The organism is Sideroxydans sp. (assembly GCF_054604835.1).
On the sequence record NZ_JBTSFG010000002.1, the window covers coordinates 295,463 to 320,591 of the forward strand.

25 protein-coding genes are annotated in these 25,129 nt (G+C 54.9%); 17 read left to right on the forward strand and 8 right to left on the reverse strand.

The genetic code is table 11. The features are described 5' to 3' along the window. Positions 1–12: 12 nt before the first annotated feature. The 10 genes from ACYCZ5_RS04750 to ACYCZ5_RS04795 all read left to right on the forward strand — a co-directional run bounded on the left by ACYCZ5_RS04750 (position 13) and on the right by ACYCZ5_RS04795 (position 10,737). The gene (locus tag ACYCZ5_RS04750) at positions 13–1,062 is read left to right on the forward strand and encodes a glycosyltransferase family 4 protein (protein WP_461543630.1); all 1,050 of its coding nucleotides are present in this window, start codon (positions 13–15) and stop codon (positions 1,060–1,062) included. A 4-nt stretch (positions 1,063–1,066) separates the two neighbouring features. Continuing rightward, positions 1,067–2,299 carry a glycosyltransferase family 4 protein gene (locus ACYCZ5_RS04755; RefSeq protein WP_461543631.1) on the forward strand — a complete coding sequence of 411 codons (1,233 nt, stop codon included), beginning with the start codon at positions 1,067–1,069 and terminating at the stop codon, positions 2,297–2,299. After that, positions 2,296–3,150 (forward strand): dTDP-4-dehydrorhamnose reductase family protein, encoded by an 855-nt coding sequence (locus tag ACYCZ5_RS04760; protein WP_461543632.1) that lies wholly within the window; start codon positions 2,296–2,298, stop codon positions 3,148–3,150. The genes ACYCZ5_RS04755 and ACYCZ5_RS04760 overlap by 4 nt, the downstream gene beginning before the upstream one ends. Positions 3,151–3,165: 15 nt before the next feature. Beyond that, on the forward strand, positions 3,166–4,176 hold the full coding sequence (locus tag ACYCZ5_RS04765) for a polysaccharide biosynthesis protein (protein ID WP_461543633.1): 1,011 nt from the start codon (positions 3,166–3,168) through the stop codon (positions 4,174–4,176). Further along, positions 4,169–5,299, forward strand: coding sequence for a non-hydrolyzing UDP-N-acetylglucosamine 2-epimerase (gene wecB, locus ACYCZ5_RS04770; RefSeq protein ID WP_461543634.1), 1,131 nt, complete (start codon positions 4,169–4,171; stop codon positions 5,297–5,299). Before ACYCZ5_RS04765 ends, wecB begins: the two co-directional genes overlap by 8 nt. Continuing rightward, positions 5,281–6,273 (forward strand): NAD-dependent epimerase/dehydratase family protein, encoded by a 993-nt coding sequence (locus tag ACYCZ5_RS04775; RefSeq protein WP_461543635.1) that lies wholly within the window; start codon positions 5,281–5,283, stop codon positions 6,271–6,273. The genes wecB and ACYCZ5_RS04775 overlap by 19 nt, the downstream gene beginning before the upstream one ends. Continuing rightward, positions 6,260–7,102 (forward strand): Wzz/FepE/Etk N-terminal domain-containing protein, encoded by an 843-nt coding sequence (locus tag ACYCZ5_RS04780; RefSeq protein ID WP_461543636.1) that lies wholly within the window; start codon positions 6,260–6,262, stop codon positions 7,100–7,102. Before ACYCZ5_RS04775 ends, ACYCZ5_RS04780 begins: the two co-directional genes overlap by 14 nt. A 75-nt stretch (positions 7,103–7,177) precedes the next feature. Next, a complete protein-coding gene (locus tag ACYCZ5_RS04785; RefSeq protein ID WP_461543637.1) occupies positions 7,178–8,155 on the forward strand; it encodes an MraY family glycosyltransferase in 978 nt (325 codons plus the stop codon). Beyond that, positions 8,152–9,987 (forward strand): polysaccharide biosynthesis protein, encoded by a 1,836-nt coding sequence (locus ACYCZ5_RS04790; protein ID WP_461543638.1) that lies wholly within the window; start codon positions 8,152–8,154, stop codon positions 9,985–9,987. Before ACYCZ5_RS04785 ends, ACYCZ5_RS04790 begins: the two co-directional genes overlap by 4 nt. Then, positions 9,988–10,737: a glycosyltransferase family 2 protein gene (locus ACYCZ5_RS04795; protein WP_461543639.1), complete on the forward strand. Its 750-nt coding sequence runs from the start codon at positions 9,988–9,990 to the stop codon at positions 10,735–10,737. It abuts the gene before it with no gap. Here ACYCZ5_RS04795 and ACYCZ5_RS04800 read toward each other — a convergent pair. Together ACYCZ5_RS04800 and ACYCZ5_RS04805 are read right to left on the reverse strand one after the other, a co-directional pair. After that, positions 10,734–11,573 carry a glycosyltransferase family 2 protein gene (locus tag ACYCZ5_RS04800; RefSeq protein ID WP_461543640.1) on the reverse strand — a complete coding sequence of 280 codons (840 nt, stop codon included), beginning with the start codon at positions 11,571–11,573 and terminating at the stop codon, positions 10,734–10,736. The genes ACYCZ5_RS04795 and ACYCZ5_RS04800 overlap by 4 nt on opposite strands. 11 nt (positions 11,574–11,584) lie before the next feature. Then, positions 11,585–12,571, reverse strand: coding sequence for a class I SAM-dependent methyltransferase (locus ACYCZ5_RS04805; protein ID WP_461543641.1), 987 nt, complete (start codon positions 12,569–12,571; stop codon positions 11,585–11,587). Positions 12,572–12,635: 64 nt separating this feature from the next. Between ACYCZ5_RS04805 and ACYCZ5_RS04810 the strand changes: the two genes are divergently transcribed. Genes ACYCZ5_RS04810 through ACYCZ5_RS04825 form a run of 4 tightly spaced genes read left to right on the forward strand, consistent with a single transcriptional unit; the run spans position 12,636 to position 16,471 of the window. Beyond that, positions 12,636–13,688, forward strand: a complete 1,053-nt coding sequence (locus ACYCZ5_RS04810; RefSeq protein WP_461543642.1) for a glycosyltransferase family 4 protein — start codon at positions 12,636–12,638, stop codon at positions 13,686–13,688. Then, positions 13,689–14,954: an O-antigen ligase family protein gene (locus ACYCZ5_RS04815; protein ID WP_461543643.1), complete on the forward strand. Its 1,266-nt coding sequence runs from the start codon at positions 13,689–13,691 to the stop codon at positions 14,952–14,954. Between the two features lie 9 nt (positions 14,955–14,963). Continuing rightward, complete coding sequence (locus tag ACYCZ5_RS04820; RefSeq protein WP_461543644.1) at positions 14,964–15,560, forward strand: class I SAM-dependent methyltransferase; 597 nt, start codon at positions 14,964–14,966, stop codon at positions 15,558–15,560. Beyond that, a complete protein-coding gene (locus ACYCZ5_RS04825; RefSeq protein WP_461543645.1) occupies positions 15,557–16,471 on the forward strand; it encodes a glycosyltransferase family 2 protein in 915 nt (304 codons plus the stop codon). The genes ACYCZ5_RS04820 and ACYCZ5_RS04825 overlap by 4 nt, the downstream gene beginning before the upstream one ends. Here the strand turns inward: ACYCZ5_RS04825 and ACYCZ5_RS04830 are convergent. Both ACYCZ5_RS04830 and ACYCZ5_RS04835 read right to left on the reverse strand, forming a co-directional pair. Next, a complete protein-coding gene (locus ACYCZ5_RS04830) occupies positions 16,468–17,484 on the reverse strand; it encodes a hypothetical protein (protein WP_461543646.1) in 1,017 nt (338 codons plus the stop codon). The genes ACYCZ5_RS04825 and ACYCZ5_RS04830 overlap by 4 nt on opposite strands. A gap of 1 nt (position 17,485) precedes the next feature. Continuing rightward, a complete protein-coding gene (locus tag ACYCZ5_RS04835) occupies positions 17,486–18,973 on the reverse strand; it encodes an MBOAT family O-acyltransferase (RefSeq protein WP_461543647.1) in 1,488 nt (495 codons plus the stop codon). Between the two features lie 88 nt (positions 18,974–19,061). Here ACYCZ5_RS04835 and ACYCZ5_RS04840 point away from each other — a divergent pair, with 88 nt between their 5' ends. Next, positions 19,062–19,883 carry a symmetrical bis(5'-nucleosyl)-tetraphosphatase gene (locus ACYCZ5_RS04840; RefSeq protein ID WP_461543648.1) on the forward strand — a complete coding sequence of 274 codons (822 nt, stop codon included), beginning with the start codon at positions 19,062–19,064 and terminating at the stop codon, positions 19,881–19,883. A 54-nt stretch (positions 19,884–19,937) separates the two neighbouring features. Here ACYCZ5_RS04840 and infA read toward each other — a convergent pair whose 3' ends face one another. The 4 genes from infA to ACYCZ5_RS04860 all read right to left on the reverse strand — a co-directional run bounded on the left by infA (position 19,938) and on the right by ACYCZ5_RS04860 (position 22,408). Continuing rightward, complete coding sequence (infA, locus tag ACYCZ5_RS04845; RefSeq protein WP_461543649.1) at positions 19,938–20,195, reverse strand: translation initiation factor IF-1; 258 nt, start codon at positions 20,193–20,195, stop codon at positions 19,938–19,940. 3 nt (positions 20,196–20,198) lie between these two features. Next, positions 20,199–20,402 carry a cold-shock protein gene (locus ACYCZ5_RS04850; RefSeq protein WP_461543650.1) on the reverse strand — a complete coding sequence of 68 codons (204 nt, stop codon included), beginning with the start codon at positions 20,400–20,402 and terminating at the stop codon, positions 20,199–20,201. A gap of 188 nt (positions 20,403–20,590) precedes the next feature. Next, the gene (locus tag ACYCZ5_RS04855; protein ID WP_461543651.1) at positions 20,591–21,466 is read right to left on the reverse strand and encodes a fructosamine kinase family protein; all 876 of its coding nucleotides are present in this window, start codon (positions 21,464–21,466) and stop codon (positions 20,591–20,593) included. Positions 21,467–21,469: 3 nt separating this feature from the next. Beyond that, on the reverse strand, positions 21,470–22,408 hold the full coding sequence (locus tag ACYCZ5_RS04860) for a carbohydrate kinase family protein (RefSeq protein ID WP_461543652.1): 939 nt from the start codon (positions 22,406–22,408) through the stop codon (positions 21,470–21,472). 113 nt (positions 22,409–22,521) lie between these two features. On the opposite strand from ACYCZ5_RS04860, the gene ACYCZ5_RS04865 reads away from it, so the two are divergent. Together ACYCZ5_RS04865 and ACYCZ5_RS04870 are read left to right on the forward strand one after the other, a co-directional pair. After that, entirely contained in the window at positions 22,522–23,403 is an 882-nt protein-coding gene (locus ACYCZ5_RS04865; RefSeq protein WP_461543653.1) for a universal stress protein, read from the forward strand. An 11-nt stretch (positions 23,404–23,414) separates the two neighbouring features. Continuing rightward, a complete protein-coding gene (locus tag ACYCZ5_RS04870; RefSeq protein WP_461543654.1) occupies positions 23,415–25,115 on the forward strand; it encodes a cation:proton antiporter domain-containing protein in 1,701 nt (566 codons plus the stop codon). Positions 25,116–25,129: the final 14 nt, after the last annotated feature.

The window sequence follows — 25,129 nt, forward strand, 5'->3', positions numbered from 1 at the left end:
TTGACAAATGTGATGGCCCAAAAACTATATATTCACGCGACTAATATACATCAAGGTGGCGGGCGTTCCTTGCTGGAACCCTTGTTGAATGTATTGGACAAAAAAACCGAATTTTCTTTGACGCTGGATGAGCGCATGCCGCTTCCTCCTGATTTGCTTAATGATGTACGCGTTAAACGGGTAAAGCCGTCAATATTTCAACGCTTAAGTGCTGAGAGATGGCTTGCTCGAAGTGCTACGAGTGAAGATATTGTTCTTTGCTTTGGGAATCTCCCTCCCTTATTTAAGGTTCGGGGATGCACGGTTGTTTTTTTGCAGAACAGATATTTGATTGATGATGTTCCTCTGAATGCATTTGCCTTAAGGTCTCGGCTGCGCTTGGCGGTTGAGCGCTTGTGGCTAAAGTCCAAGCTATTGAACGCTCGCGAATACATCGTGCAGACGCCATCAATGAAAAAGCTGCTTGAGAACAAAACCATGGGGAGGGTTCCTGTCCGCGTGTTTCCATTTATGGCTCAGCCGCGTGGCTATATGCGAGCTTCACAGCCAACACATACCGACATGGAAGCAACTTCGGATTTCTTGTACGTGGCGTCTGGCGAGCCGCATAAAAATCATCGGAAGTTAATCGAGGCCTGGTGCTTGTTGGCAGAAGAAAAAGAATTTCCCGCCTTGAAATTGACACTGGATCGTGCGCAGTTTCCTGAGCTGTGCATCTGGGTGGAGCAGAAGGCCAAACAGTATCAATTAAATGTAATTAATCTAGGGACGCAAACTTACGATCAGATTATGAAATTGTATGGAAACGTAGGGGCGTTGATCTACCCGTCGACTTTCGAATCTTTTGGTTTGCCGCTGATTGAGGCGCGTCAAGCAGGTTTGAAGGTGTTAGCACCGGAGTTGGATTATGTGCGCGATATATTGGATCCTGAGCAGGTTTTTGATGCCAATTCGGAAGTTTCAATTGCGAGAGCCGTCAAACGGTTTATCGGAAAAGATGAGCAACCGCTGCCGATTGCAGATGCAGCAGGTTTTATGAAATGTATTCTTGAGAGAGTGTAATACCGTGCGTATTCTTGTCGTTTCCCAATATTTCTGGCCTGAGAATTTTCGCATTAATGAAGTTTCCAAGACGCTTCAAGAAAAGGGCGTTCAACTTGAAGTGCTTACTGGTAAACCGAACTATCCGGAAGGCCGGATTTACTCGGGATATCATATGTGGGGGTGTCAGCGGGAGCAGTTCGATGCGGCCCCGCTGCATCGTATTCCGCTGATTCCGAGGGGTAAGAAAAGCAGTTTCCAGCTGGCGGCAAATTACCTCTCATTCATATTCTTCGGCTTGCTTTGCGGGCCTTGGCTCTTACGGGGGCGTCGCTACGATGCAATTCTCGTGCATGGAATGTCGCCAATCCTTCAAGCCATTCCTGCACTGTTTTTGGGTTGGATTAAGCGTATTCCGGTGATCATCTGGGTGCAAGATCTTTGGCCGGAAAGTTTGTCGGCGACAGGTTATGTCCGGAATGGGCTTGTGATCCGGTTGGTGCGACGGATAGTGCGCTTCATATACGAGCACGCCGACTTGCTGCTGGTTCAATCACAGGCGTTTGTCGCGCCGGTGGCGGCACTGGCCGGAAAGACTCCAATTGTTTACTACCCGAATTCCGTGGATGACGCTTTTGCAAAGCCGGCGCTCGATGAGCCGCCTGCTGTGGAGGGGCTGGGTGACGGGTTCAGTGTGATGTTCGCGGGGAATATCGGCGCGGCCCAAGCCGTTGAGGTGATTGTCGAGGCTGCTACATTGTTGCGGGATCAAGTAGATATCCATTTTGTCGTGCTGGGTGATGGGAGTGCCCGTGAGTGGATGCAAAATGAAGTGCGGCAGCGCGGTTTGGCAAATGTACATTTGCCAGGACGTTTTCCAATGGCAACTATGCCAGGATTTATGCAGAAGGCGTCGGCTTTGCTGGTGACGCTGGCGGATCGGGAGATCTTTGCGGCGACCGTGCCGAACAAGGTGCAGGCCTACCTTGCCGCGGGGCGTCCGATCATCGCTTGCTTGCCGGGCGAGGGGGCTAGGCTTGTGGTGGATGCCAAGGCGGGTGTGGGTGTCCGTGCTGAAGATGGCAAGGCATTGGCGGAAGCGGTCTTGAGCCTCTATCGGATGTCGGAGTCCGAACGGGATGAGATGGGGCGCAACGGGCGCGCCTATTTTTTCGAACATTATGATCATGAACGCCTCGTCGATCAGTTGATCGACGAGTTGCGCGAGGTTGTGCAAAGGAAAGGGAGTATGCGATGAAGGTGCTAGTTATCGGGGCAAGTGGTATGCTCGGCAATGCGATGATGCGGGTGCTGAGCGAAAAGACAGACTGGCAGGTTTATGGCACAGTCCGTTCAGAAAGTGCCAAGAAGCTATTCGAGCGCAGCATTGCGGCACGTCTGATCTCCGGCGTAGAAGTCGAACAGCACGATTCTTTGCTAAAAGCCTTCATTCAAGTCCGCCCCGTGGTCGTGATAAATTGCGTGGGGCTGATCAAGCAATTGGCCGATGCAGGTGACCCGCTGCAGGCCATCCCTATTAACGCCTTGTTGCCGCACCAACTGGCGCGGTTGTGCGAACTGGCAGGTGCGCGCCTAGTGCATATGAGTACCGATTGCGTTTTTGCCGGCGATAAGGGCAATTACCTTGAGTCCGATCCGGCAGATGCGAAGGACTTGTATGGGCGATCCAAATACCTCGGTGAGGTCGCCTACCCGCATGCTATCACCTTGCGCACCTCAATCATTGGACATGAGTTGCAGAGCGCGCACGGCCTAGTCGGCTGGTTTCTTGCGCAGCAGAAGAGCTGCAAGGGCTATACCAAAGCAATTTTCTCTGGTCTGCCCACCGCCGTGTTGGCGCAGATCGTACGCGACGTTGTCATCCCGCATAATGCGCTATCCGGCGTGTATCATGTCGCTGCAAAGCCCATATCCAAGTACGATCTGCTCAAGTTGATCGCAAAGGTTTATGGCAAAAATATAGTGATTGATCCCAGCGAGCAGCTGGTTGTCGACCGATCACTTAATGCGGAGCGATTTCGCGTTGCAACGGGTTATGTTGCACCGGAGTGGCCGAATTTGATCGAAACCATGCATACCTACAATTAACCAGTTCGGATATATATGTTCAAAGAGAAAGTACTAATGATCACCGGCGGCACGGGGTCCTTCGGCAACACCGTACTTAAGCGCTTCCTTTCGACCGATGTGCGCGAAATACGCATTTTCAGCCGCGACGAGAAGAAACAGGAAGATATGCGCATCGCATTAAATAATAGCAAGTTGAAATTCTATATCGGTGATGTGCGCGACTATGACAGCATCTATCAGGCGATGCGCGGCGTGGACTATGTGTTCCATGCGGCCGCACTGAAGCAGGTTCCTTCGTGCGAGTTCTATCCGATGGAGGCGGTGCGTACCAATGTCATCGGTACCGAGAACGTGTTGAATGCAGCCACTGCCAACGGCGTGAAGCGTGTGGTGGTGCTGAGTACCGACAAAGCGGTCTACCCGATCAATGCCATGGGGATCTCGAAGGCAATGGCGGAGAAGCTGGTGGTCGCTAAATCACGGCTGCAGAGTGAGACCGATACAGTGTTCTGCTCGACGCGTTATGGCAATGTCATGGCATCGCGCGGATCTGTCATCCCGTTGTTCGTGTCGCAGCTCAAGGAGGGCAAGCCGCTCACCGTGACTGATCCGAACATGACGCGTTTCCTGATGTCGCTGGAAGATTCGGTCGATCTGGTTTTATATGCCTACGAGCACGGTAAGCAGGGTGACATCTTCGTGCAGAAAGCGCCCGCCTCGACGGTGGCAGATCTGGCGCAGGCATTGAAAGAGCTTTTTAATAGCGACAGCGCAGTGCGCATCATCGGCACCCGCCACGGCGAGAAACTGTATGAATCCCTGATCTCGCGCGAAGAAATGGCGCACGCGCAGGACATGGGCGGCTATTACCGGATCCCCGCTGACAACCGCGACCTGAACTACGCGAAGTTCTTCAGCGAGGGTGAGGAGAAGATATCCCGTCTGGACGATTACACTTCGCACAACACCCATAGACTGAGCGTCGAGCAAGTGAAGCAACTGCTGATGCAGCTGGATTACATCAAGGCCGAACTAAATGCTTAAAGTTATGACCATTGTTGGAACGCGCCCCGAGCTGATCAAGATGAGTCGGGTGATCGCGGAATTCGACCAGCACACCAACCATATCCTGGTCCACACCGGGCAGAACTACGATTACGAACTGAACCAGTTGTTCTTTGAAGACTTGGGCATCCGCAAGCCGGATCATTTCCTGGAAGCCGTGGGCGAGACCGCCGCGCAGACCATTGCTCGCGTGATCGAGAAATCCGATGCGGTGATGGAAAATGAAATGCCGGATGCGGTGATGTTGTATGGCGATACCAACTCTTGCCTGGCAGTCATCTCTGCCAAGCGACGCAAGATACCGGTGTTTCACATGGAAGCGGGTAACCGTTGCTTCGATCAGCGCGTGCCGGAAGAATTGAATCGCAAGGTACTCGATCACTTGAGCGACATCAATCTTGTTCTGACTGAACATGCGCGCCGGTATCTGATCGCCGAAGGTATTCGTCCCGAGACCATTATCAAGACTGGCTCGCACATGCGCGAAGTACTCGACTATTACATGCCAAAGATCGAACAGTCGGATGTGTTGAAGCGCATGGGGCTGACTGCGAACAAGTTCTTCATCGTCAGTGCCCACCGAGAAGAGAACATCGACAGTCCAGAGAACATGTCGAATATGGTGGACACGCTCAATGCGCTGGCAGAAGCCTATGACTGCCCAGTCATCGTTTCAACCCATCCGCGGACCAAGAAACGTTTGGATTCTATGGAGCTCGGCAAGCTCAATCCGCACATCCAGTTCCTCAAGCCGTTTGGTTTCTGCGATTACATCAAGCTACAGATGGAAGCGCTGTGCGTGGTATCCGACAGCGGCACGATCACGGAGGAAGGCTCTTTGCTCAACCTGCCTGCCATCACCATCCGTAATGCGCATGAGCGTCCGGAGGGCATGGATGTCGGTACGCTCATCATGAGCGGCCTGAGAAAAGACCGGGTGTTGGATGCTGTGCGCGTAATCGTGGCCCAGCACGACAAGTCAAAGCGGGTGATGAGACGGGTGGAGGACTATGAAGGCGGTCCGGTTTCCAAGCAATTGTTGCGCGTTGTGATGAGCTATGTCGATTATGTGAATCGAACGGTATGGTCCAAGCCGATTTGAAGTCGCAGACAGTGTTGGTAACTGGTGCAAATGGATTTGTTGGTCGTTCAGTTTGTGCCAGTTTACTTAAGGCTGGATATACTGTTCGTGCAGCCGTCCGACACTTGGCGAACTTCGATATTCCTAATTGCGAGCCCTGTCACATTCAAAGTATAGATGCTGATACGGATTGGAGTGCTGCGCTTGACGGGGTCACTACGGTTATCCATCTCGCCGCTCGCGTACATGTTATGCATGATGATGTGGCCGATCCGCAGGCTGAATTTCACCGCGTTAACGTTGCGGGCACCGAAAGATTGGCCCTTGCAGCAGCTGCAAGCGGGGTGAAACGCATTGTCTATGTTAGTTCGATAGGCGTGAATGGCTTGAGTACGGCAGTCGATCAAGTCTTTTCCGAAATTGACAAACCTTGCCCGCATAATGCTTATGCTATTTCCAAATGGGAGGCTGAGCAGAGTTTAATGCGTCTTTCTGCGACGTCTGGCTTGGAAGCGGTTATTGTGCGTCCCCCCTTGGTATATGGCCCGAATGCCCCCGGAAATTTTGCGCACATGGTAAAAGTTGTGGCAAAGAATATCCCCTTGCCACTTGCTTCGGTTAGAAATTTACGCAGCCTAATTTATGTGGAAAATCTAGCGGATGCTTTAATTCTTTGCGCGACTCATCAGGATGCGGTTGGTCAAACCTACCTTTTAAGCGATGGCGCAGATATTTCAACGCCAGACCTGCTGCGCCAATTAGGTGCAAAGTACCTGTTTGCTTGCCCTTTAGCGTTGCTAAAAATGGCGGGGGGGGTGATTGGAAAGGGGGAGCAGGTCGAGCGACTGTTAGGGTCGTTGCGTATTGATAGTGGTAAAATTCGCAGCGAGCTAAATTGGCATTCCCCCTATACCCTGCAAGAGGGGTTGAGGAAAACTAGGGAGTCCTTTGCGACTAAGTCAAAAATAAACTGGAGTAGTGATGAGCGAAAATAATCGCGATGGTGAAACAAGTTTGGCAGATATTTATAAGATATTAGTGCGCTATAAAAAACTTATAGTGGGACTGCCTGTTTTAGGAGCGGTTGTAGCATCATTATTCTCGTTTGCTATTTTGCATCCCACTTGGGAAGCATCTGCAGTTTTGGAAGTGGGCAAGATAGGGCAGGCTGCCCAAACGCCTCCCTTGTTGGTCGAGCCTCCTTCGACTGTAGTGACGCGGATACTAAGCCCGTCTTTTGTACGGGGCGTTATTAAGCGTGCTGGAGCCAAGGCTGACGAACTTTATGCCCTGAAGGAATTTTACAAGACAATCAAAGCAACTCAGATTAAAGGTTCTGAGTTAATTGAAATTAAACTTAGGGGGCCTTCTGCCGAGAAGGCTGAGGATATAATCCTAAGTGTGATTGGCAGCTTGCAACAAACCCATGCTGAAATGATGACGAGTTCGGTAGAAAAGAATAAAAAAGAACTCCAACAGCTAGTTGAGAATATTGCCAGTGCAAGCCTTGAGGTCGAATTGCTAAAAAAGAAGTTGCTTGCTGCGCACAACTGGAACACATTTGATGCAACTTTAGCTGCAACCTTGTTGAATAACAAAACCGTGGATTTGAGAAATTTGGTTCAAAGAAAACTAAACTTAGAGGAGCAGTTAGCACCCTCTCGCACATATACCACTCGGGTGATCGGTGAAGTATATATTTCAGAAGGTGCTGTTTCACCGAACAAGATTCTGATAATTTCGATAGCGGTACTATTGGGGTTGTTTGGGGCAATTGTGTTTGCGCTAGTACACAATGCGATTGTCTCAACCACTAAACAGTAGTTGAGTGAGGCAACCATCAAATTATAATAATACTGGGGCAGTCGAAGCCCTGATGCTGCAATTCCATCTACTCTAATGAGCTACTTCCCGCCAATTGCCTCCGCTTTGATCACGATGCTGGTGATTAAGCTCATCTTGTCTGGGCAGCTGCGTAATAAATTTCAAGATATTCCCAATGAACGTTCACTTCATTCGATTCCCATTCCTCGTATCGGAGGCATCGGGCTTACGATGGGGTTGCTTGTCGGCTGGGGTTTGATGTTGTCTTCATTGGTATGGTGGTTGGTATTGCCAATGGTTGGTTTAATCGCGGTGTCACTGCTAGATGATGCAAAAAATTTACCGGTCAAGAGTCGATTCCTGTCGCAATTGGGCGCGGCAGCATTGTTGGTAGTGGGTTCTGGGCTGTTGAACAATCAAGGGTGGCTCATTGCGATAATCGTCCTGTTCTTAACAGTATGGATGACTAATTTATATAACTTTATGGATGGGTCAGATGGGCTTGCTGGTGGCATGGCATTATTTGGCTTTTCTGTTTATGGCGTAGCCGCTTTTCTTGCCCACAACGAAACATTGGCAATGCTAAATTTCACAATTGCTGCTGCAACGATAGGATTTCTTTACTACAATTTCCCTCCTGCCCGCGTATTTATGGGCGATGCAGGTTCTATTCCTCTTGGGTTCTTAGTTGCCACTATGGGTTTGTGGGGCTGGCAGCAAGAATGCTGGCCCATGTGGTTTCCGTTGCTGGTGTTTTCACCGTTTATCGTGGATGCGAGCGTTACGCTGCTTAAGCGCGCCTTGCGCGGTGCAAAGATAACCGAGGCGCATCGTGAGCATTATTACCAGCGGGCAATCCAGATGGGGTGGGGGCACCGCAAGCTGGCATTGGTCGAGTATGCTCTGATGGCTGCAGCGGGTGCGTCGGCGTTGCTGTGTCTTGAGCAGAATTTTTCACAGTTATTGCTGTTGATTTGGGCGGGTGTATATGCCGGAATCATGGCTGCGCTGGATCGTAGCTGGTGGCAATTCATTAATCGGAAGCAGGTATGATTCGCTCACGTTTCAATACTGTAATTGCTGTATCCCATGACTTGGCCGCGGCTACGTTTTCTTGGTGGTTTGCATACCTGCTGCGCTTCAATTTCGAGATGCCGCAGTCGCTCAGCGATGAGATATGGCGTACCTTGATTTGGGTGATTCCACTACAGGTGGCTGTATTTTGGGGCTTCAGCTTGTATCGCGGCATATGGCGTTATGCCAGCATCGCGGATCTTCGCCGCATCCTGCTGGCGATACTTGTTGCCTCGGCATTGATTCCGCTGGTGCATAGCCTTTTCCGTATCGACGTGGTGATCCCGCGCTCGATCCTGATCATCTATCCGCTCCTGTTGCTGGTGATCATGGGTGGAGACCGTCTGCTGTATCGCTTGTGGAAAGAGAATCTGCTTTACGGGAATTTCCATTTGCGCGGTGAGCCGGTATTGATCATGGGTGCAGGCAGGGCAGGCGTGGGCTTGGTCAGAGAGTTGGAGAGCAGCCGGGACTGGCATCCGGTGGGCTTTCTGGATGATGATAAATCCAAACATGGCAAGACATTGAACGGCATCAAGGTTTTGGGCGGGGTGGACGATCTGGAGCGTTGGGCGAAGAAGCTGCAGGTCTGCCAGATCATCGTGGCAATGCCGTCCGCTTCGCACCAGCAGCGCAAACACGTGATTGACTTGGCCAACCAAATTGGTGTCAAGGCACTGACCGTGCCTGCTTTCGATGATCTGCTCAGCGGTCGTGTTTCAGTTTCCCAGTTGCGTGAAATCGAGCTGGATGATTTGCTTGGGCGCGATCCCGTGCAACTGGATGATGCTGGCTTGCATCAGCAGCTTAATGGAAAAGTGGTGTTAATCACTGGCGCGGGCGGTTCCATTGGTTCAGAGTTGTGCCGCCAAGTAGCACGTTTTGCTCCTGGTAAGTTGGTGCTGTTCGAGTCTAGCGAATTCGCGCTTTACAACATTGAACAGGAACTGCAATGCAAATTTCCGTATTTGGATATTGAGTATCTTGCCGGGGATGTTCGCGATGTGCTGCGGGTTGATCATGTATTTGCACAATGCAAGCCGAGCGTAGTGTTCCATGCGGCGGCCTATAAGCATGTGCCGTTGATGGAAAAAAACAATGCATGGCAGGCCGTGCGCAATAACGTGCTCGGGACTTGGCAGGTGGCGACATGTGCCCAAAAGCATGGCGCGGACAAGTTTGTACTGATCTCGACAGATAAGGCGGTGAACCCGACGAATGTAATGGGCGCGACCAAGCGCATGGCCGAGATTGTGTGTCAGGGATTAGCCAAGCAGGAAGGCATGCGCTTTGTCATCGTTCGTTTTGGCAATGTGCTGGGCAGTAACGGCAGCGTGATCCCGAAATTCCGTGAGCAGATCGCCAAAGGCGGTCCAATCACGGTCACTCATCCTGAGATCAATCGTTTCTTCATGTCTATCCCCGAGGCTGCGCAGTTGGTGATGCAGGCGGGTTGCATGGGTCAGGGCGGGGAGATATTCGTGCTGGATATGGGCGAGCCGGTCAAGATCGTCGATCTGGCCAAGGAGCTGATTCGACTGTCCGGTTTGAATGAGGACGACATCCGCATTGAATTCACCGGATTGCGTCCTGGTGAAAAACTTTATGAAGAAGTTCTGGCCGACAATGAGCAGACCTTGCCGACACCACACCCAAAGTTGCGTATCGCGCGAGTACGCTCGGCTGACGCGGAGGCATTGGCGCAATTGAAAGCCTGGGTATTTTCCGATGTGCAGGTCTCCGACGAAGAAGTGCGGCAGAAATTGCGGCAATGGGTGCCTGAATATGCTGCCACAGCCAACGGGCATTGAGTGGGTGCACTCTCCGTCATCCTCATCACCAAGAACGAAGCCGCCAACATTCGCGCCTGTCTGGAATCCGTGGCTTGGGCGGACGAGCGCATCGTGGTCGACTCCGGCAGCAGCGATGACACGGTCACCATCGCACGCAGCATGGGCGCACAGGTGTATGAACACGACTGGCCCGGCTTCGGCCCGCAGAAGAATCGCGCGCTCGGCTATGCCACTGGTGACTGGGTGTTCTCCATCGATGCAGATGAGCGCGTCACACCGGAACTGCGCGCGGAATTAGAACACGCCATGCGCGAGAGCGGTGCGGAGGGTTACTACTGCCCGCGCCTGTCGCAATTCTGCGGCAGCTTCATCCATCACAGCGGCTGGTATCCGGACTATGTGCTGCGTCTGTTCAAGCGCGGCAAGGGCCGGTTCTCCGACAGTCTGGTGCACGAGAGCGTGCAACTGCAGGGGCGCTGCGCGAAGCTGCGCTCACCGTTGTTGCACTACAGCTATCTGGATCGTGCGGATGTGGAGCGCAAAGTGGCGCACTACTCGGATGCCGCCGCGCAGCAGATGCATGCCGCAGGCAAACGCACCAGCTTGCTGCGTGCCGCGCTCAGTGCTGGCTGGGCGTTCGTGCGCACCTGGGTGGTCCGGCTGGGGATGCTGGATGGGCGCGCGGGTTGGGGCATCGCCATGATGAATGCGCGCACCACCTGGCTCAAATACCGCAAGCTGGCCGCGCTGAACGCAGCCAAGGATTAACCCAGCGCCCGTTTCAACCTGCTGCGCAGCAATTGCCAGCGCAGTTCACGCGTGTCTTCCGGCGCTTCCAGTTTCAACCCCTGCGCCACCCTGCCGCGCCGCAGGTAATAACGGTCGAACACCGATTGGCGCATGCCCCACTTCATCAGGAACTGCCGCCCGCCGTCGTTCTTCTTTACCTTGCCGGTGGATTTGCACTGGAAGTGATACACGAAGGAATCGCCCACGCCGTAGAACACGCGGCAACCCGCATGCCACAGCTTCATGGAGAAGTCGTTGTCGCTGCTCATGCCGGGCGAGAACTCGCTGCTGTAACCGCCCACCTTGAACCACCAGCGCCGCGACACCAGCGTGGGCGGCCAGGTCGCGCCCAGCCAGTCCGCCTTGCGCAGGTTCGGCAGGTCGGCCAGCAGGCGCGCCTCGTCGAACGTGTGCGCCTCGGTGCCGTAGTCGCCCACCACCACACAGGGGTTGTTCGTCTCGCGCGGCTCGATCATCGTGCCGGACAGCATGAACAGGTCGGTATCCAGCTGCTTGAGCTTGTCCACCAGTGCCGTATCCCAGCCGGGGCAGCAATACATATCGTCGTTCAGATACAGGATGTAGTCCTGCGTGGCATGCATCGCCGCTTCGTTCACCGCCAGGCAGATACCGATGTTGTCCGGTGATGCGGTATATGTCAGACCCTGTTCGCGCACCCAGTCCAGCGTGCCGTCGCTGCCGTCGTTCACGTGCACGATGATCTGGTGCGGGAAGGCCGAATTGTCGCGGATGCTGCGCACGCACAGTTGCAGCAGGGCCAGATTGTTCCAAGTAGGGATGAGGATGGAGAACATGGTGGGTCCTGTCAGTGGGTCGGTTTGCGGGCACGGATCAGCACATTCTGTCCGGTCTGAGGTTCGTGCGCTTGTGCGCGGAACTCATGCAGCTCCTTGCGATAGCTCCAGATCAGCGTTGCAAGCTGATCCAACCAGGATGCAACGCGGTCCAGTTGTATCTCGCGGCTGACGCGATACACCACGGCGGAGCCTGCAGAGTAAGTGGTAGCTTCTGCGATCTCGAAACCAGCCTGCTGAGTCAGATTGCGCAAAGCCTCGACGGTGAACAGATGCAGATGCCGTGGCGCTTCCCAGCCGCGCCAACTGGCACCGAACTCGGTGGCGCCGATGCTGTGTGCATTGGGAGTGGTCATCACCAGCAGGCCGCCCGGCTTGAGGATGCGCAGGCATTCGCGCAAGGTGTCCTTGGGGGCATACAGATGCTCGATGGCCTGACTCATGACGATCGCATCAAAACTGTCGCCGGGCAGCCCGCATTGCGGCAAGTCGCCGACATGTGTCTTGATACCGTAGCGGGAAGCGACGCGTTGCGCGGCCTGCTCGTCGAAATCTGTGCCTTCTACCTGCCAGCCGCGTTTTTTCATGCGGTTGAGCAAGCGCCCGCCGCCGCAACCGACATCCAGCAACTTGCCGGTCGGTTCATCGTGCAGCGTCATGAAGCGCAGATAGTCGGCCTCGCGTTTCATGCCATTGGCGAGCCAAAGCGGAAGCAGTCCCAGCTTGATGAAACGGTGTGCCAGACTGAGCATCGCCTTGCCCAAGCGCCCGGAAGATTTGCGGGTGTGCGTGTGATAGGTCGCATACGCCTTCCACAACTCGTGCGGCGGTGGTGCGGGGTCCAGCCAATAGGTGCCGCACGCCGCATCGGCACAGCGCCGGAAGTGCCAGCTGCCTTCGAGATTGCCATCCGGATCGCGGATGCCCGATTGCGCAACCTCCCCTGCGGAGCCACACAGGTCGCATGTAAGGCGGGGTTCGCTTGCTATACTGTTCACATTGAGTCGGTTGAATGGGTCACGTGCGCATTCTATAACGACACCTCATCATTTCAGAGGAAGCATGAAAATTATCCATATTGTCAGACGCTACGGCCCGGTGGGGGGCATGGAGCGATATGTCTGGGAGACGACCCATGAACTAGCGAAATTGGGGCATGAAGTCCAAGTCATATGCGAGATATGTTTGGGCGAAGCCGCGACTGGTATTGTCATGCACGAACTAGGCAAGATGCTATATCGCCCCCGCTGGCTCTACTACTGGCGTTTTAGTCGACGCATTGATGCTTGGTTAAAGGCTAATCCGCAACCTGGCTGGCTTATCCACAGCAATGAACGGGTCGGTGTCCACGATGTTACTACCATTCACGGGCCACCTTTCGCCTCGGTGCGCGACAAGCCTTGGTGGAAGAAGATATCCATCCGCGTAGCCATGCAGCTCTGGATGGAGCGGCGCGAACTTCGCGTTGCCAAGGCCGTCGTGCCAAATTCGCAGATCATCGCGCGGCAGCTCACGCATTACTATCCTGAATATGCACACAAGCTCACCGCCCCCATCGTGCCCGGGGTGGTGCCGGGAGTGGTGCGGCTCCCGCGTGTTGTGCTGCATGGTGGCGGAGTCATCGGTTTCGTCGGCCGCGAGTGGCAACGCAAGGGGCTGCCGCTTGCGGTCGAGATAGCGGCGCAACTTCGTAAAACTCGTCCCGAGTTGGAGTTATGGGTGGTTGGCCCAGACGAAAAAGAGATTTCGCATTTGTTTAAGGCTTGGCGGGGGGGATATCGGTTGCTCGGATGGCGGACCGATAATGCGCACTTCGAACAGTTGGACGTCTTGTTGCATCCCGCAAAAGCAGAGCCGTATGGCATGGTCATCAGTGAAGCAATGGCTGCGCGTGTGCCAGTAGTTGTGTCTGATGTCTGTGGTGCTGCAGACCAAGTCGGGTGTTGTGCTGGTGCCGTACTTCCACTGAATAGCTCAATAGAAGCTTGGGCAAAAGCAGTAGAGGAACAATTAAGGCGAATCCAAGATGTGCCGGAATTTGTGCGTGATTGGAAAGAGGTGGCCTTTGAATTGGTGGCATGTTATGTGGAAATTCAAAGAAGAGTGGGGCGATAATTGACGCGCATCTCATATCTAAACTTCGTTGAACGAGCTGTGGTATTAATTCTTCTTATGTACCCCACCTTGATGCTAGCAATAATGGGGGGAATGAATGGCTGCTTTATACTCATGCTGATTCTGTGCTTTATGGTATGGGTAAAGCCTCCAGTAGGTTTAAGCCACATGGAATGGAAAAGTGAATGGTCTATATACGCTTGGGCCATGGCGTCATTTTGGCTGGCTATCGTAATAAATCAGCTCTATCACCAAAATTTTTCTGCTCCCGAATATGATGCCCCTGCAAGATACTGGTTGGGCATTCCAGTTTTTTTGCTTCTAGCAAGATTGCGTCCACAATCCCTTTCCATAATTCAAATTGCATTTCCAGCGGCCGCAATCATCGGGTACTTACTTTCATACGAAATAACCATATTCAGATATGGGATCGATACGATTGACATGATCCACTTTGGTGACTTCGAGCTAATCCTCGGCGTGATGTCGATAATGTCGTTGCACTGGTTCGAACGTGACAGACTTGCTTTGCAAGTCTTCAAGATTTTGGGATTCATTGCAGGAATCACTGCTTCAATAAGTACGGGCACCCGTGGTGGGTGGTTGGCCTTGCCAGTATTCGTCTTAATGTGGATGATCTTTAGTAAAAGTGCATATTCAAGAGCTAAATCAGCAATGATAATTGCCGGAGTGGTGATAGCTGGAGCGGCAATACTTCTTTCGACCTCAAATGTGGGCCCGAGACTAAATGCGCTGCTAACAGACGTGGTGAGTTATGAAGAGGGAAGTGTTAATTCGTCGGCTGGAGTTCGTTGGCAGCTGTATAAGGCATCGGCAGAGACTTTTCTGAAATACCCAATATTTGGGGCGGGTTTGGACGGTTACTCCAATAGACTAAGGGAGCTTCATGAATTAGGTGAGATATCACAGTTGGCAGCGGATGTCGGGCGAGGAGAAGTACATAACGAACTGTTGGCAGCATCTGCAAAAATGGGGATATTGGGGTTGATTGCTGCCTCGGCGATATATTTTGTTCCAATAATGTTATTTAATAGAGCTACAAAAAGCTCCGTCAGTGTGATTAAGCAAACGGGGTATATCGGGATGACATTTGTAGTAGGCTTTTTTATATTTGGATTGACTGCAAATGTATTGAATTTAACGATGGCTACGGCTTTTTACAGTTTCACTGTCGCCGTACTGTTGGCGGTCTGCTATAACGTGCACTACGAAACTAAAATGCCCAATTTTCTGGGGCGCCAATGAAAGGCCGTCATGCCTAATCACTTAGATTTGGGATGTGGTACTACGCCACAAAACCCATACAATAGGCCCAATCTATTTGGTATTGATGTCAGAGACGATGTTCAGCAGATGTTGGCTGAAAAAGGCATCGTGATGCGCAAGGCCAATCTTATATTCGAAAGACTTCCGTTTGAGGATAACTTCTTTTCCAGTATTTCAGCTGTGGATTTTTTGGAGCACATTCCTAGGCAGATATGTCTCGGAAATTCGAATGAGGTTGTTTATCCATTCATAAGTCTTATGAATGAAATTTGGCGAGTGCTGGAACCTGGTGGTCGCTTATTGGCAGTTACGCCTGCATTTCCATCGCCACTAGCTTTTGCAGACCCTACGCACGTAAACTATATTGCAGAAGGAACACACCATTATTTCTGTGGCGAGAGTCCGGTAGCTAGCATCTATGGTTTTCACGGGAAATTTCGCCCCTTGATTGCCAAGCGTTCCGAGCCTACCAACTTCCGAAAGATGCCGCCAAATCCAATAGAAAGCTTTGTTCGGGATATTGGCCGCCGTATTTCCGGCAAAGGGCTGCACCATATGGTTTGGGAACTTGAGGCGGTGAAGTGATCAGTATCATTATCCCAAGCTGGAATAATCTGGCCCAACTCAAGCTGTGTGTAGAAAGCCTGCTGAAATATTCGGCTCATCCCCACGAGATCATCGTGCATCTGAATGACGGCAGCGACGGCTCATTGGCGTGGGTGAAGTCGAAGGGGTTGCGCTATACCCACTCGGACAAGAACATCGGCGTCTGTCTTTCGGTGAATCATCTTGCTGCACAAGCGAAACACGACTGGGTGCTGTACATGAACGACGATATGGTCGCGGCACCGGGTTGGGACAAGGCTTTTCTGGAAGCGATAGAATCTGTTGATACGGATCTGGCATTGTTCTTTGGCACGCTGATCCAGCCCGAGGACGGTGGCAACGAGATCATCATCAAGCACGACTACGGTCGCACACCGGAGAGCTTCGATGAGGCGTCCTTCATCCAGGGCTGTTTTGAAGATCCGCGCGGTGACCGTGAGGGGGCCGCATCGCAACCGACGTTATTTCACAAGAAATGGTGGCACATGGTCGGCGGTTACAGTCTGGAGTTTTCGCCCGGTATGAGCAGTGATGACGATCTGCTCATGAAGTTCTGGGTGGCCGGCTGCCGCAACTTTCGTATGGTCGGGGCCAGCCGTTTCTACCATTTCGGCAGCATGAGTACGGGGCGCATCTCGCACAATCAGGGGGGGCGCATGTTTGTGATGAAATGGGGTATCACGCAATTGGAGTTTTACCGCTATTACCTGCCCTCGTTGCGCAGGCCGGATGGCGGCAATACCCCCGACAACCCGCACAATTTCGCGCGACCGACCTGGCTGGGGAAATTGCGCCGGGTGCGCTATGCCCTGCGCTACAACTATCCGCTGGACGGGATCGAGGCGTGGGATCCGGTGGCCGGAAAAACCACTTTCTCCGAGGGTGACTAATGGGGCTTTAGTCTGGCCTCAGCCTTGTGCAGCGCCTTGAGCATCTCATCCCCCAGTAGCAGATAGCCAGTCGTTGATACATGCGTGCCATTGGCGGGAAACAGGTCGACGGTCTTTTCTTCCAGCGCGTGCTGCATCATGCGCATCAGGTTCGGCACGCCATAGCGTTGTTCAGCTATGTTCCAGAATTGCTTATCCGTGTATCGATAGACAGTGCTTTTGTTCGGTACGAACATCCATATCGGGGTGACGCCTTCCATTCGGGCATTGAGTAGTGCGATGTTATCCAGCGCGCTACGGTCGATCTCACCCGGCAAGTCATAAGACAAAAACAAGGCATCGTTGCAGCTGGCATGGCTGAACAATTCGCAACCGTTCTTTACGCGCGCCATGGTCACGTCATTGGGCAAGGTCCATGTGCTGAAATCCTCCGACCTGCTGCGGTGTTCGTAATCGACGGTGTGCAACAGGGTGCGGAAGCCGGTGGATAACTTCCCGGCATAGTTGCCGCCATGTACATCGAAGGAGGTTGCGGGCGGATGGCGCGGCGCATCGGTGCGGGCATTCGGGTGATATTGCATCTTTTCGCAAGCCACGGATTTGCTGAGGTCGTTCACCAGATTGCGTTCGATGGATTCCAGTACGATGAATCGACCTTGAAAGCCTTGGCCGCGCAGCCAGGGCATGAAGTCGGCACATATCCCCCGCATGCTGTTCCACATTTCAGTTCGGACCTTGTATCCTTGATCGGTGAGTTTGGTTTGCCAGACACGGCCATCGGAAAAACTGTCGCCGATAACCAGAACATCGGCCTGCTGCATGGAGGCTTGTTGCATCAATCGCATATCTATTGAGGGCTGCACCTTGGTCCAGCCAAACAGTGTTTCGGGCAGCAGCGCCATGCGTGTCAGCTCGCCTTCAAAAGTCGCTCTGGGCAGGAAATAGAAACCGACCGCGCCGTAACAGAGCACTGCCAGCATCACCACAACAGAGAATATCTTGGCCTGTTTCATGTCAGAACTGGAAGTAGAGGAAAGGACTGTAACTGCCGAACTGGTCTATCGCCACATACAGCATGTAAAGTACGAAAGCGGTTTGTGCCAGCATCAGTGCGTTGCTGCCTGTGATGAAGCGGATTCGGGTCGAATTCGGTAACATCCAGATCCAGAGTAGCCCTAGCGTCATTAGACGCATCAGGTGGCTACCCGACATGTCAGTAAACAACAATAAGTTTCCGTGTATCACCGCATCGAATGAAATGGGGCGATAAGCTATTCCAAACATCGAGTTGAGCATGACCATCGCCTGCGGCATGTCATCAGCCCGAAATACCACCCAGGCCGCCACTACAGCGATAAAGGTGAGGCTGCCACCGGCCAGAGTGCCCAGCCACCCCGGTACCCAGCGCAGGTATCGTTCAGAAACAAGCTCCCGCCACAGATGGTTGATCGTGAGGTAGATGCCGTGCAGGGCACCCCAGACCACGAACGTCCAGCCCGCGCCGTGCCACAGCCCGCCCAGCAGCATGGTAGCCAGCAGGTTGCCGTAACGGCGCAGTTTGCTTTTTCGATTGCCGCCCAGCGGGATGTAAAGATAATCGCGCAGGAAGGTGGACAGCGTGATGTGCCAGCGCCGCCAGAAGTCGATGATGCTGGTGGCCTTGTAGGGAGAGTTGAAGTTGATCGGCAGGCGTATGTTGAACATCAGTGCGATGCCGAGCGCCATGTCGGTATAGCCGGAGAAATCGAAATAGATCTGCAGGGTATAGGCCAGCGCGCCGGACCACGCCTCGTAGATGGTCGGCAATATGCCGGTGACCAAGCCGTGCTGGGCGCCGTCGAAGATGGCGGTGGCGTAGGGGGCGAGCGAGTCGGCCAGCAATACTTTCTTGCACAGTCCCAGCGTGAACAGCAGCAATCCCGTTGCGACGTTGTCCCAATCGATGCGGTAGGTCGAGGCATGCGCGAACTGCGGCATCATGTCTTTGTGGTGCAGTACGGGGCCGGCGATCAGATGGGGGAAGTAGGTGACGAACAGCACGTAGTGGATGAAGTTGTATTCCTTCACCTTGCCTTGCCAGGTGTCGACCAGAAAGGCGATCTGCGTGAATGTGAAGAACGAGATGCCGAGCGGTAGGATGATCTCGCCCATGGTCAGCCCCGTTCCAGCAAGGTCGTTCACGCTGGACAGGAAGAAGTTGGCGTATTTGTAGTAAGCCAGCAGCAGGATGTTGGCGGTGATGGCGAATGTCAGCAGCTGCGTCTTGCGCCGTGCTTCCTGCTTCATGCCGGCCTTGGCGATCCACATGCCCAGTGCGTAGTTGAAGACGATGGAGCCAAGGAGTAGGCCGACGTAGGCCGGATTCCAGTAACCGTAGAAGACGAGCGAGGCCAGCGCCAGCCATGCCGCTGCATACGTGTGGTGAATACGCCCAAGCTGAAAAAAGCCAAGGAATACGATCGGCAGATACAGGAAGATGAAGCTGTAGGAATTGAAGAGCATCGGTCAGGCGGCGGTGAGTCGAGGCGCGTGCATAGAGTAGCCGTTATTTTCTGTTACCCTATTTTACAGAGATTCAAGGGGATTACGGATGTCCATCTACGCTATAGGCGACATACAAGGTTGTTACAACGAGCTCCAGCGGCTGCTGGAGCAGATCGCCTTCGACCCGGCACAGGATCAGCTCTGGTTCGTCGGTGATCTGGTCAATCGCGGTCCCGGCTCGCTGGAGGTGCTGCGTCTGGTGAGGTCACTGGGCGACAGTGCGATCACGGTGCTGGGCAATCATGATCTGCATCTGCTGGCCGTTGCCGAAGGCATAGGCAAGCTGCATAGTAGCGATACGCTGGACGGCATCCTGAATGCGCCGGATCGCGAGGAGCTTTTGCATTGGCTGCGCCATCAGCGTCTGATGCATGTGGCCGGCGAGCATGTGCTGGTGCATGCGGGCTTGTTGCCGCAATGGTCGGTGAAGCAGGCGCTGGCATTGGCGCACGAAGTTGAAAGTGCGTTGCGCAGCGACGACTACGCGGTGTTCCTGGAGAAGATGTACGGTAACAACCCGCTCGGATGGGAAGACGATCTGCAGGGTTACAAGCGCCTGCGCGTCATCGTCAATGCGTTCACGCGGCTACGTATCTGCACCCCGCAGGGCGAGATGGATTTCAAATTCAAGGGCGAGGTGGAGAATATCCCCGAGGGCTATCTGCCGTGGTTCGAGGTGAAGGGACGTCGCAGCGCCGATGCCACGGTCATCTTCGGTCACTGGTCCGCACTGGGATTGAAAGTCGAGCCCAACATCATCGCGCTGGATACCGGCTGTCTGTGGGGCGGGCCGATGACGGCTATCCGGCTGGAAGATCGTCGTCTGTACCAGGTGGGCTGCAACGAGCCGGTGGCCAAACACTGGTGAAAAAAAAGCCGGCGGTGCGCGAGGCACCACCGGCTTTCTCAGCAAATATACTGATCAGTATCTGCGCTTTGGTGGCACGAAAGCACTGCGTCCTTCGATATGGCGGAACGTGATGCGTCCCTTGCTCAGATCGTAGGGCGACATTTCCAGCGACACCTTGTCACCGGCGATGATTCGGATGTGATTCTTCTTCATCTTGCCGGCGCTGTAAGCGATGAGCTGGTGACCGTTCTCCAGTGTGACGCGATAGCGAGAGTCCGGAAGGACCTCGTCCACCACCCCATTCATTTCGAGCAGTTCTTCCTTTGCCATAAATTAAGCAGCGCGGATGTTGGACGCCTGCTGACCTTTGGGGCCGGCGACGATGTCGAATTCAACGGTCTGACCTTCGGTCAGAGTCTTGAAACCCGAGCTTTGAATTGCGGAAAAGTGTGCGAACAGATCATCGCCGCCGTTAGAAGGCGTGATGAAGCCGAAGCCTTTGGAATCGTTGAACCACTTAACTGTACCTGTTGCCATGATGAATCTCCTGATAAATTTAGGGCATACGCCCTGTTGGGAGCGAACTTCAAGACGGCACACAGATGAAGGAGAAATACCGCAGGAAAGCGGGTACAGAACCAAACAACAACGACAGACTTGAATCGCGGGGCGCACTATGCACGGTATTGTTGTTATTGGCAATAAGAATATGCAATGGCTAACGCTCAGGGTGCCAATAACGCGGAGATCATGTTTCCCGCCTGTCCGGCGTAGCCGCCGCCGAACAGGTTGGCGTGGTTGAGGATGTGATACAAGTTGTATAGTTCGCGCCGCCTTGCATAGCCGGCATCCAGCGGGTATTCAGCCTGATAGGCTGCATAGAAATCCGCCGGATAACCACCGAACAGTTCAGTCATCGCAAGGTCGCATTCGCGGTCGCCGTAATAACATGCCGGATCGAACACCGTCGGCGTGCCGTCCGCAAGGAAACCGTGATTGCCGCCCCACAGGTCGCCGTGCAGCAGGGAAGGTTGCGGTGAATAGCCGGCAATGAGCTCAGGCAGCGCGTCCATCAACTTCACTCCCAGCCTTTGCAGCTCGCCGCCATAGCCGTTCTGCGCGGCAAGGCGCAACTGGTGTCCCAGGCGTTGTTCACGCCAGAAGTCCAGCCAGTCATCGGTCCAGTCATTGGGCTGTGGTGTGCTGCCGATGAAGTTGTCGTGCGGGAAGCCGAACCGATCCGCTGTGTTGCGATGCAGCGCTGCGAGTTGTTCGCCCGGTCGCCGCGCATCGCTCCGTCCGCCAAGTTGCAGGTGCTCCAGCACCAGAAAGCTCATCCCCTCTGACGCGCCATGCGCAATGACTTGCGGCACGCGTAGTGTCTGCGTTGCGGCGATGGCTTGCAGTCCTGCCGCTTCCGCGATGAATGATGCGTGGCATCGCGCTTCATTGAGCTTGAGGAAATAGCGGGAACCGTCAGTGCCTTCCAGTCGGAAAGCTTGATTGATGTTGCCGCCACCGACCGGTGTGGCGTGCTGCAAAAGAAACGGGCGCTGTGTGGCATCGCCAATGGCCGATGCGACAGCGCCCGGGATCTTCATGCTTTACAGCTTGATTGTGAAGCCGAAGCTCTTCTCGAACAGTTCCATGATCTCGGTGCGAGAATGCTTGTGGTTCTGTCCGCCACGGCTGGCGATCTTGAGCGAACCCATCAGCGAGGCCAGACGGCCGGTGGTCTCCCAGTCCCAGCCGGACTGGATGCCGTACATCAGGCCGGCGCGATAGGCATCGCCGCAACCGGTCGGATCAACGATGGCTTTTGGCTTCGGTGTGGGGATGGCGATCTGCTTGCCGTCGGCATAGATCAGCGAACCGTCGCCACCCAGCGTGACGATGAGCGCGGAGACGCGCAGCGCGATGTCGGCCAGCGATTTGCCGGTCTTGTCCTGCAGCATCTTGGCTTCGTAATCGTTGAGCGTGACGTAGTTGGCAAGCTCGACCATCTCCAGCAGTTCTTCGCCTGAGAACATCGGCATGCCCTGACCGGGATCGAACAGGAAGGGTATGCCCGCCTCGTTCAGTTCGCGCGAATGCTGCAGCATGCCGTCGCGGCCGTCCGGCGACACGATGGCCAGCGTGACTTCCTTGGCATCTTTCACATGGTTCAGGTGCGACATGCTCATCGCGCCGGGGTGGAAGGCGGTGATCTGGTTGTCGTCGAGGTCGGTGGTGATGAAAGCCTGACCGGTGAAGTTACCCGGCACGTGTTTGATGTGCGTCTGCGGCAAGCCCAGGTTCGTCAGGCGGGTCGCATAGGGGCCGAAGTCGTCGCCCACAGTCGACATGATCAGCGGATCGCCGCCCAGCATCTGCAGGTTGTAGGCGATGTTGCCGGCACAGCCGCCGTATTCGCGGCGCATCTCGGGCACCAGGAAAGCGACGTTCAGGATGTGGATCTGCTCGGGCAGGATGTGTTTCTTGAAGTGGTCCTTGAACACCATGATGGTATCGAAAGCCATGGAACCGCAAATCAGAGTCTTCATTTCGTGGGCGTAGGTGGTTGAACGATGCGCGGATTATAACAGCGCGGCACGCCGCGTTCGCGGAATGGCAGAAGCCGTTACAATCGAACCCACGACCCCTACCGGAGCACGCCATGGCCACACCGCGCACCCTCATCGCCGCAACCGATTTCTCCGCAAGCGCCACGCGCGCGGTGCGTCAGGCCGCGCTTCTGGCGCAAGCATGGGATGCGAAACTCATCCTGGTGCATGCGTTCAACGACAGCGTTTGGGCCAGTCTCAGGGCGGTGTATGACCTGCCCGGCTGGAACGATGTGAAGCCGCTGGTCAGTCAGCGTGCGCGGCTGAACAAACTGGCGGCAGAGATCGCGCAGGAGTTTGCGTTGTCGGTCGATACCGAGGTGCTCACCGGACGCGCCTCGCAACAGATCGGCCAGATCGTCGCGGCGCGCAATGCCGATCTGCTGGTGGTGGGCGAGCATGGCGAGAACTGGGTGAACGATGTCGTGCTGGGCGGCACCGCGCTCAAGGTGATCGAGGCCGCGCGCGTGCCGGTGCTGCTGGTGCGACGCCAGGATCCCGCGCTGTACCGGGACATCCTCATCGCGGCCGACTTCTCCGACAACTCGGAACGCGCCGCCCGCTTCGCGCTGGAAGTGTTCCCCGAAGCACAAAAGGTGCTGATCCACGCCTGGCTGGTGCCGCTGGAGGCCAGCATGCGGCTGGGCGGCGCGCGCGAGGAAGACATCGAACATTTCCGCGCAAGGGAGTTCGCGCAGGCGGAAGCGGGACTGGCATCGCTCCTGCACAAGCTGGGGGCCACGGAAGATCATCTGCAGATGCTGGCGCTGCAGGGCTCGCCGGCCAGCGTCATCTTCGACCAGGCCGAGGCGCGCGGCAGCGACCTGATCGTCATCGGCAAGCATGGCGGCAGTCCGCTCGACGAGCGCCTGCTCGGCAGTGTGACGCAGAACATCCTGTACCACGCCGGCTGTGATGTGTTGTTGAGCGCCTGACCCGCAACAACATGGAGAATCTTGCGCAAATCATCCTGCTGTTGGGCGTCGCCGTGACTATCGTGGTGTTGTGCCAGCGGCTGCATGTACCGACCAGCCTGGGTTATCTGCTGGTCGGTGTGATCCTCGGTCCGCATACCGCCGGGCCTACGGTCTATGTGCCGGAATTTGCCGCGCTTGCCGAGTTCGGTGTCGTGTTCCTGCTGTTCACCATCGGGCTGAATTTTTCTCTACCGCAATTGCATGCGTTACGGCATCAGGTATTGGGGCTGGGCACGGGACAAGTCGTGCTGACCACCGTGGTGGTGGGCGTCACCGTTTGGCTGGCCGGACTTTCTGCGGCCGCCGCGTTCGTGATCGGTGCCGTGTTCGCGCAATCGTCCACGTCCATCATCGGTAGCCAACTGGCCGAGCAGGGCGAGGAGAACTCACATCACGGTCGCCTCGGTCTCGCCATGTCGGTTTTTCAGGACGTCACAGCGGTGCCGTTTCTGGTGGTCATCCCGGTGCTGGGGGTGGCGATCGGTGCGAGTGCGCTGGCCGGTGCCTTGGGATGGGCGCTGGTCAAAGCGGTGTTCGCGTTCGCGCTGGTCTTCTTTGCGGGACGCTGGCTGTTGCGGCCACTGTTTCACTTTATTGCCGAGAGGCAATCTTCCGAGATATTTACCTTGGCCGTTCTGCTGGTCGCTTTGCTGGCAGCATGGACGACCAGCAACTTCGGGTTGTCGCTGGCTTTTGGTGCCTTCCTTGCCGGAATGATGCTGGGCGAAACCGAGTTTCGCCATCAGGTGGAATTGAGTATCCGGCCGTTCCGTGACGTGTTGCTGGGCCTGTTCTTTATCGGCATCGGCATGCGCTTCGATCCGGGCGTGCTGCCACCGATATGGCACTGGGCGCTGCTGGGCGCCCTGCTGATACTGCTGAGCAAGACATTGATCGTCGCCCTGTTGATGCGCAGGAGCGGGATAGAAGCGCTGGTGGCTTGGCGTACCGGATTGTTGCTGGCCGTAGGCGGTGAGTTCGGGCTTGCCCTGATCGCTATCGCGCTCGACTCAGAAGTGATCAGCGTTGAGCTGGGACAGGTCGCGATGACCTCGGTGCTGCTCTCCATGATCGCAGGGGCCGTACTGATCCGCTTCAACCATGCCATCGGAAGAACGCTCGCAGGTGATAGACGCCACGAAGAACGCGGCGTGCCTGTCGAATTGCCCGACACGCCGGCAGCCCAGGTCGTCATCGGCGGCTACGGGCGGGTCGGGCATATCATCGCGGTGCTGTTACGGTCGAGCGGTGTGCCTTTTGTGGTATTCGATACCGATGCAAAGCGCGTGGCGCAAGGGCAATCGGATGGACACCCCGTGCTCTACGGCGATATCTCCGATCCGGAACTGCTGACAGCCATCCGGGTAGAGCGTGCCGCGCTGGTGGTGATCACGATCGATCACGCCAGCAAGGCGTTGCGGATGGTCTCCCACTTGCGCAAAGCCTGTCCGCAGGTGCCGGTCATTGCAAGAGCGCGCGATCTGGAAGCCAGTTCACAACTGATAGCGGCGGGTGCGACCCATGCGTATCCGGAAGCGATCGAGGCCAGCCTGCGTCTGGGTGCGACCGCATTGCAGATTCTGCGCGTGCCGACCGCGGACATCGACCTGATCATGCAGGGCGTCAGGGACTGGGACTACAAGCCGGTGGTGGAAGAGCCGCGCAAGTAGCCGCGCATGATTTG

Bases quoted from the DNA above. Each gene is read 5' to 3' on its own strand.
- ACYCZ5_RS04865 (WP_461543653.1), top strand. From the start codon at position 22,522: ATGGCCACACCGCGCACCCTCATCGCCGCAACCGATTTCTCCGCAAGC.
- ACYCZ5_RS04775 (WP_461543635.1), top strand. From the start codon at position 5,281: ATGGTCCAAGCCGATTTGAAGTCGCAGACAGTGTTGGTAACTGGTGCA.
- wecB (WP_461543634.1), top strand. From the start codon at position 4,169: ATGCTTAAAGTTATGACCATTGTTGGAACGCGCCCCGAGCTGATCAAG.
- ACYCZ5_RS04860 (WP_461543652.1), bottom strand. From the start codon at position 22,408: ATGAAGACTCTGATTTGCGGTTCCATGGCTTTCGATACCATCATGGTG.
- ACYCZ5_RS04800 (WP_461543640.1), bottom strand. From the start codon at position 11,573: ATGTTCTCCATCCTCATCCCTACTTGGAACAATCTGGCCCTGCTGCAA.
- ACYCZ5_RS04840 (WP_461543648.1), top strand. From the start codon at position 19,062: ATGTCCATCTACGCTATAGGCGACATACAAGGTTGTTACAACGAGCTC.
- ACYCZ5_RS04785 (WP_461543637.1), top strand. From the start codon at position 7,178: ATGAGCTACTTCCCGCCAATTGCCTCCGCTTTGATCACGATGCTGGTG.
- ACYCZ5_RS04870 (WP_461543654.1), top strand. From the start codon at position 23,415: ATGGAGAATCTTGCGCAAATCATCCTGCTGTTGGGCGTCGCCGTGACT.
- ACYCZ5_RS04850 (WP_461543650.1), bottom strand. From the start codon at position 20,402: ATGGCAACAGGTACAGTTAAGTGGTTCAACGATTCCAAAGGCTTCGGC.
- ACYCZ5_RS04790 (WP_461543638.1), top strand. From the start codon at position 8,152: ATGATTCGCTCACGTTTCAATACTGTAATTGCTGTATCCCATGACTTG.
- ACYCZ5_RS04750 (WP_461543630.1), top strand. From the start codon at position 13: ATGGCCCAAAAACTATATATTCACGCGACTAATATACATCAAGGTGGC.
- ACYCZ5_RS04810 (WP_461543642.1), top strand. From the start codon at position 12,636: ATGAAAATTATCCATATTGTCAGACGCTACGGCCCGGTGGGGGGCATG.
- ACYCZ5_RS04765 (WP_461543633.1), top strand. From the start codon at position 3,166: ATGTTCAAAGAGAAAGTACTAATGATCACCGGCGGCACGGGGTCCTTC.
- ACYCZ5_RS04855 (WP_461543651.1), bottom strand. From the start codon at position 21,466: ATGAAGATCCCGGGCGCTGTCGCATCGGCCATTGGCGATGCCACACAG.
- ACYCZ5_RS04820 (WP_461543644.1), top strand. From the start codon at position 14,964: ATGCCTAATCACTTAGATTTGGGATGTGGTACTACGCCACAAAACCCA.
- ACYCZ5_RS04780 (WP_461543636.1), top strand. From the start codon at position 6,260: ATGAGCGAAAATAATCGCGATGGTGAAACAAGTTTGGCAGATATTTAT.
- ACYCZ5_RS04760 (WP_461543632.1), top strand. From the start codon at position 2,296: ATGAAGGTGCTAGTTATCGGGGCAAGTGGTATGCTCGGCAATGCGATG.
- infA (WP_461543649.1), bottom strand. From the start codon at position 20,195: ATGGCAAAGGAAGAACTGCTCGAAATGAATGGGGTGGTGGACGAGGTC.
- ACYCZ5_RS04835 (WP_461543647.1), bottom strand. From the start codon at position 18,973: ATGCTCTTCAATTCCTACAGCTTCATCTTCCTGTATCTGCCGATCGTA.
- ACYCZ5_RS04830 (WP_461543646.1), bottom strand. From the start codon at position 17,484: ATGAAACAGGCCAAGATATTCTCTGTTGTGGTGATGCTGGCAGTGCTC.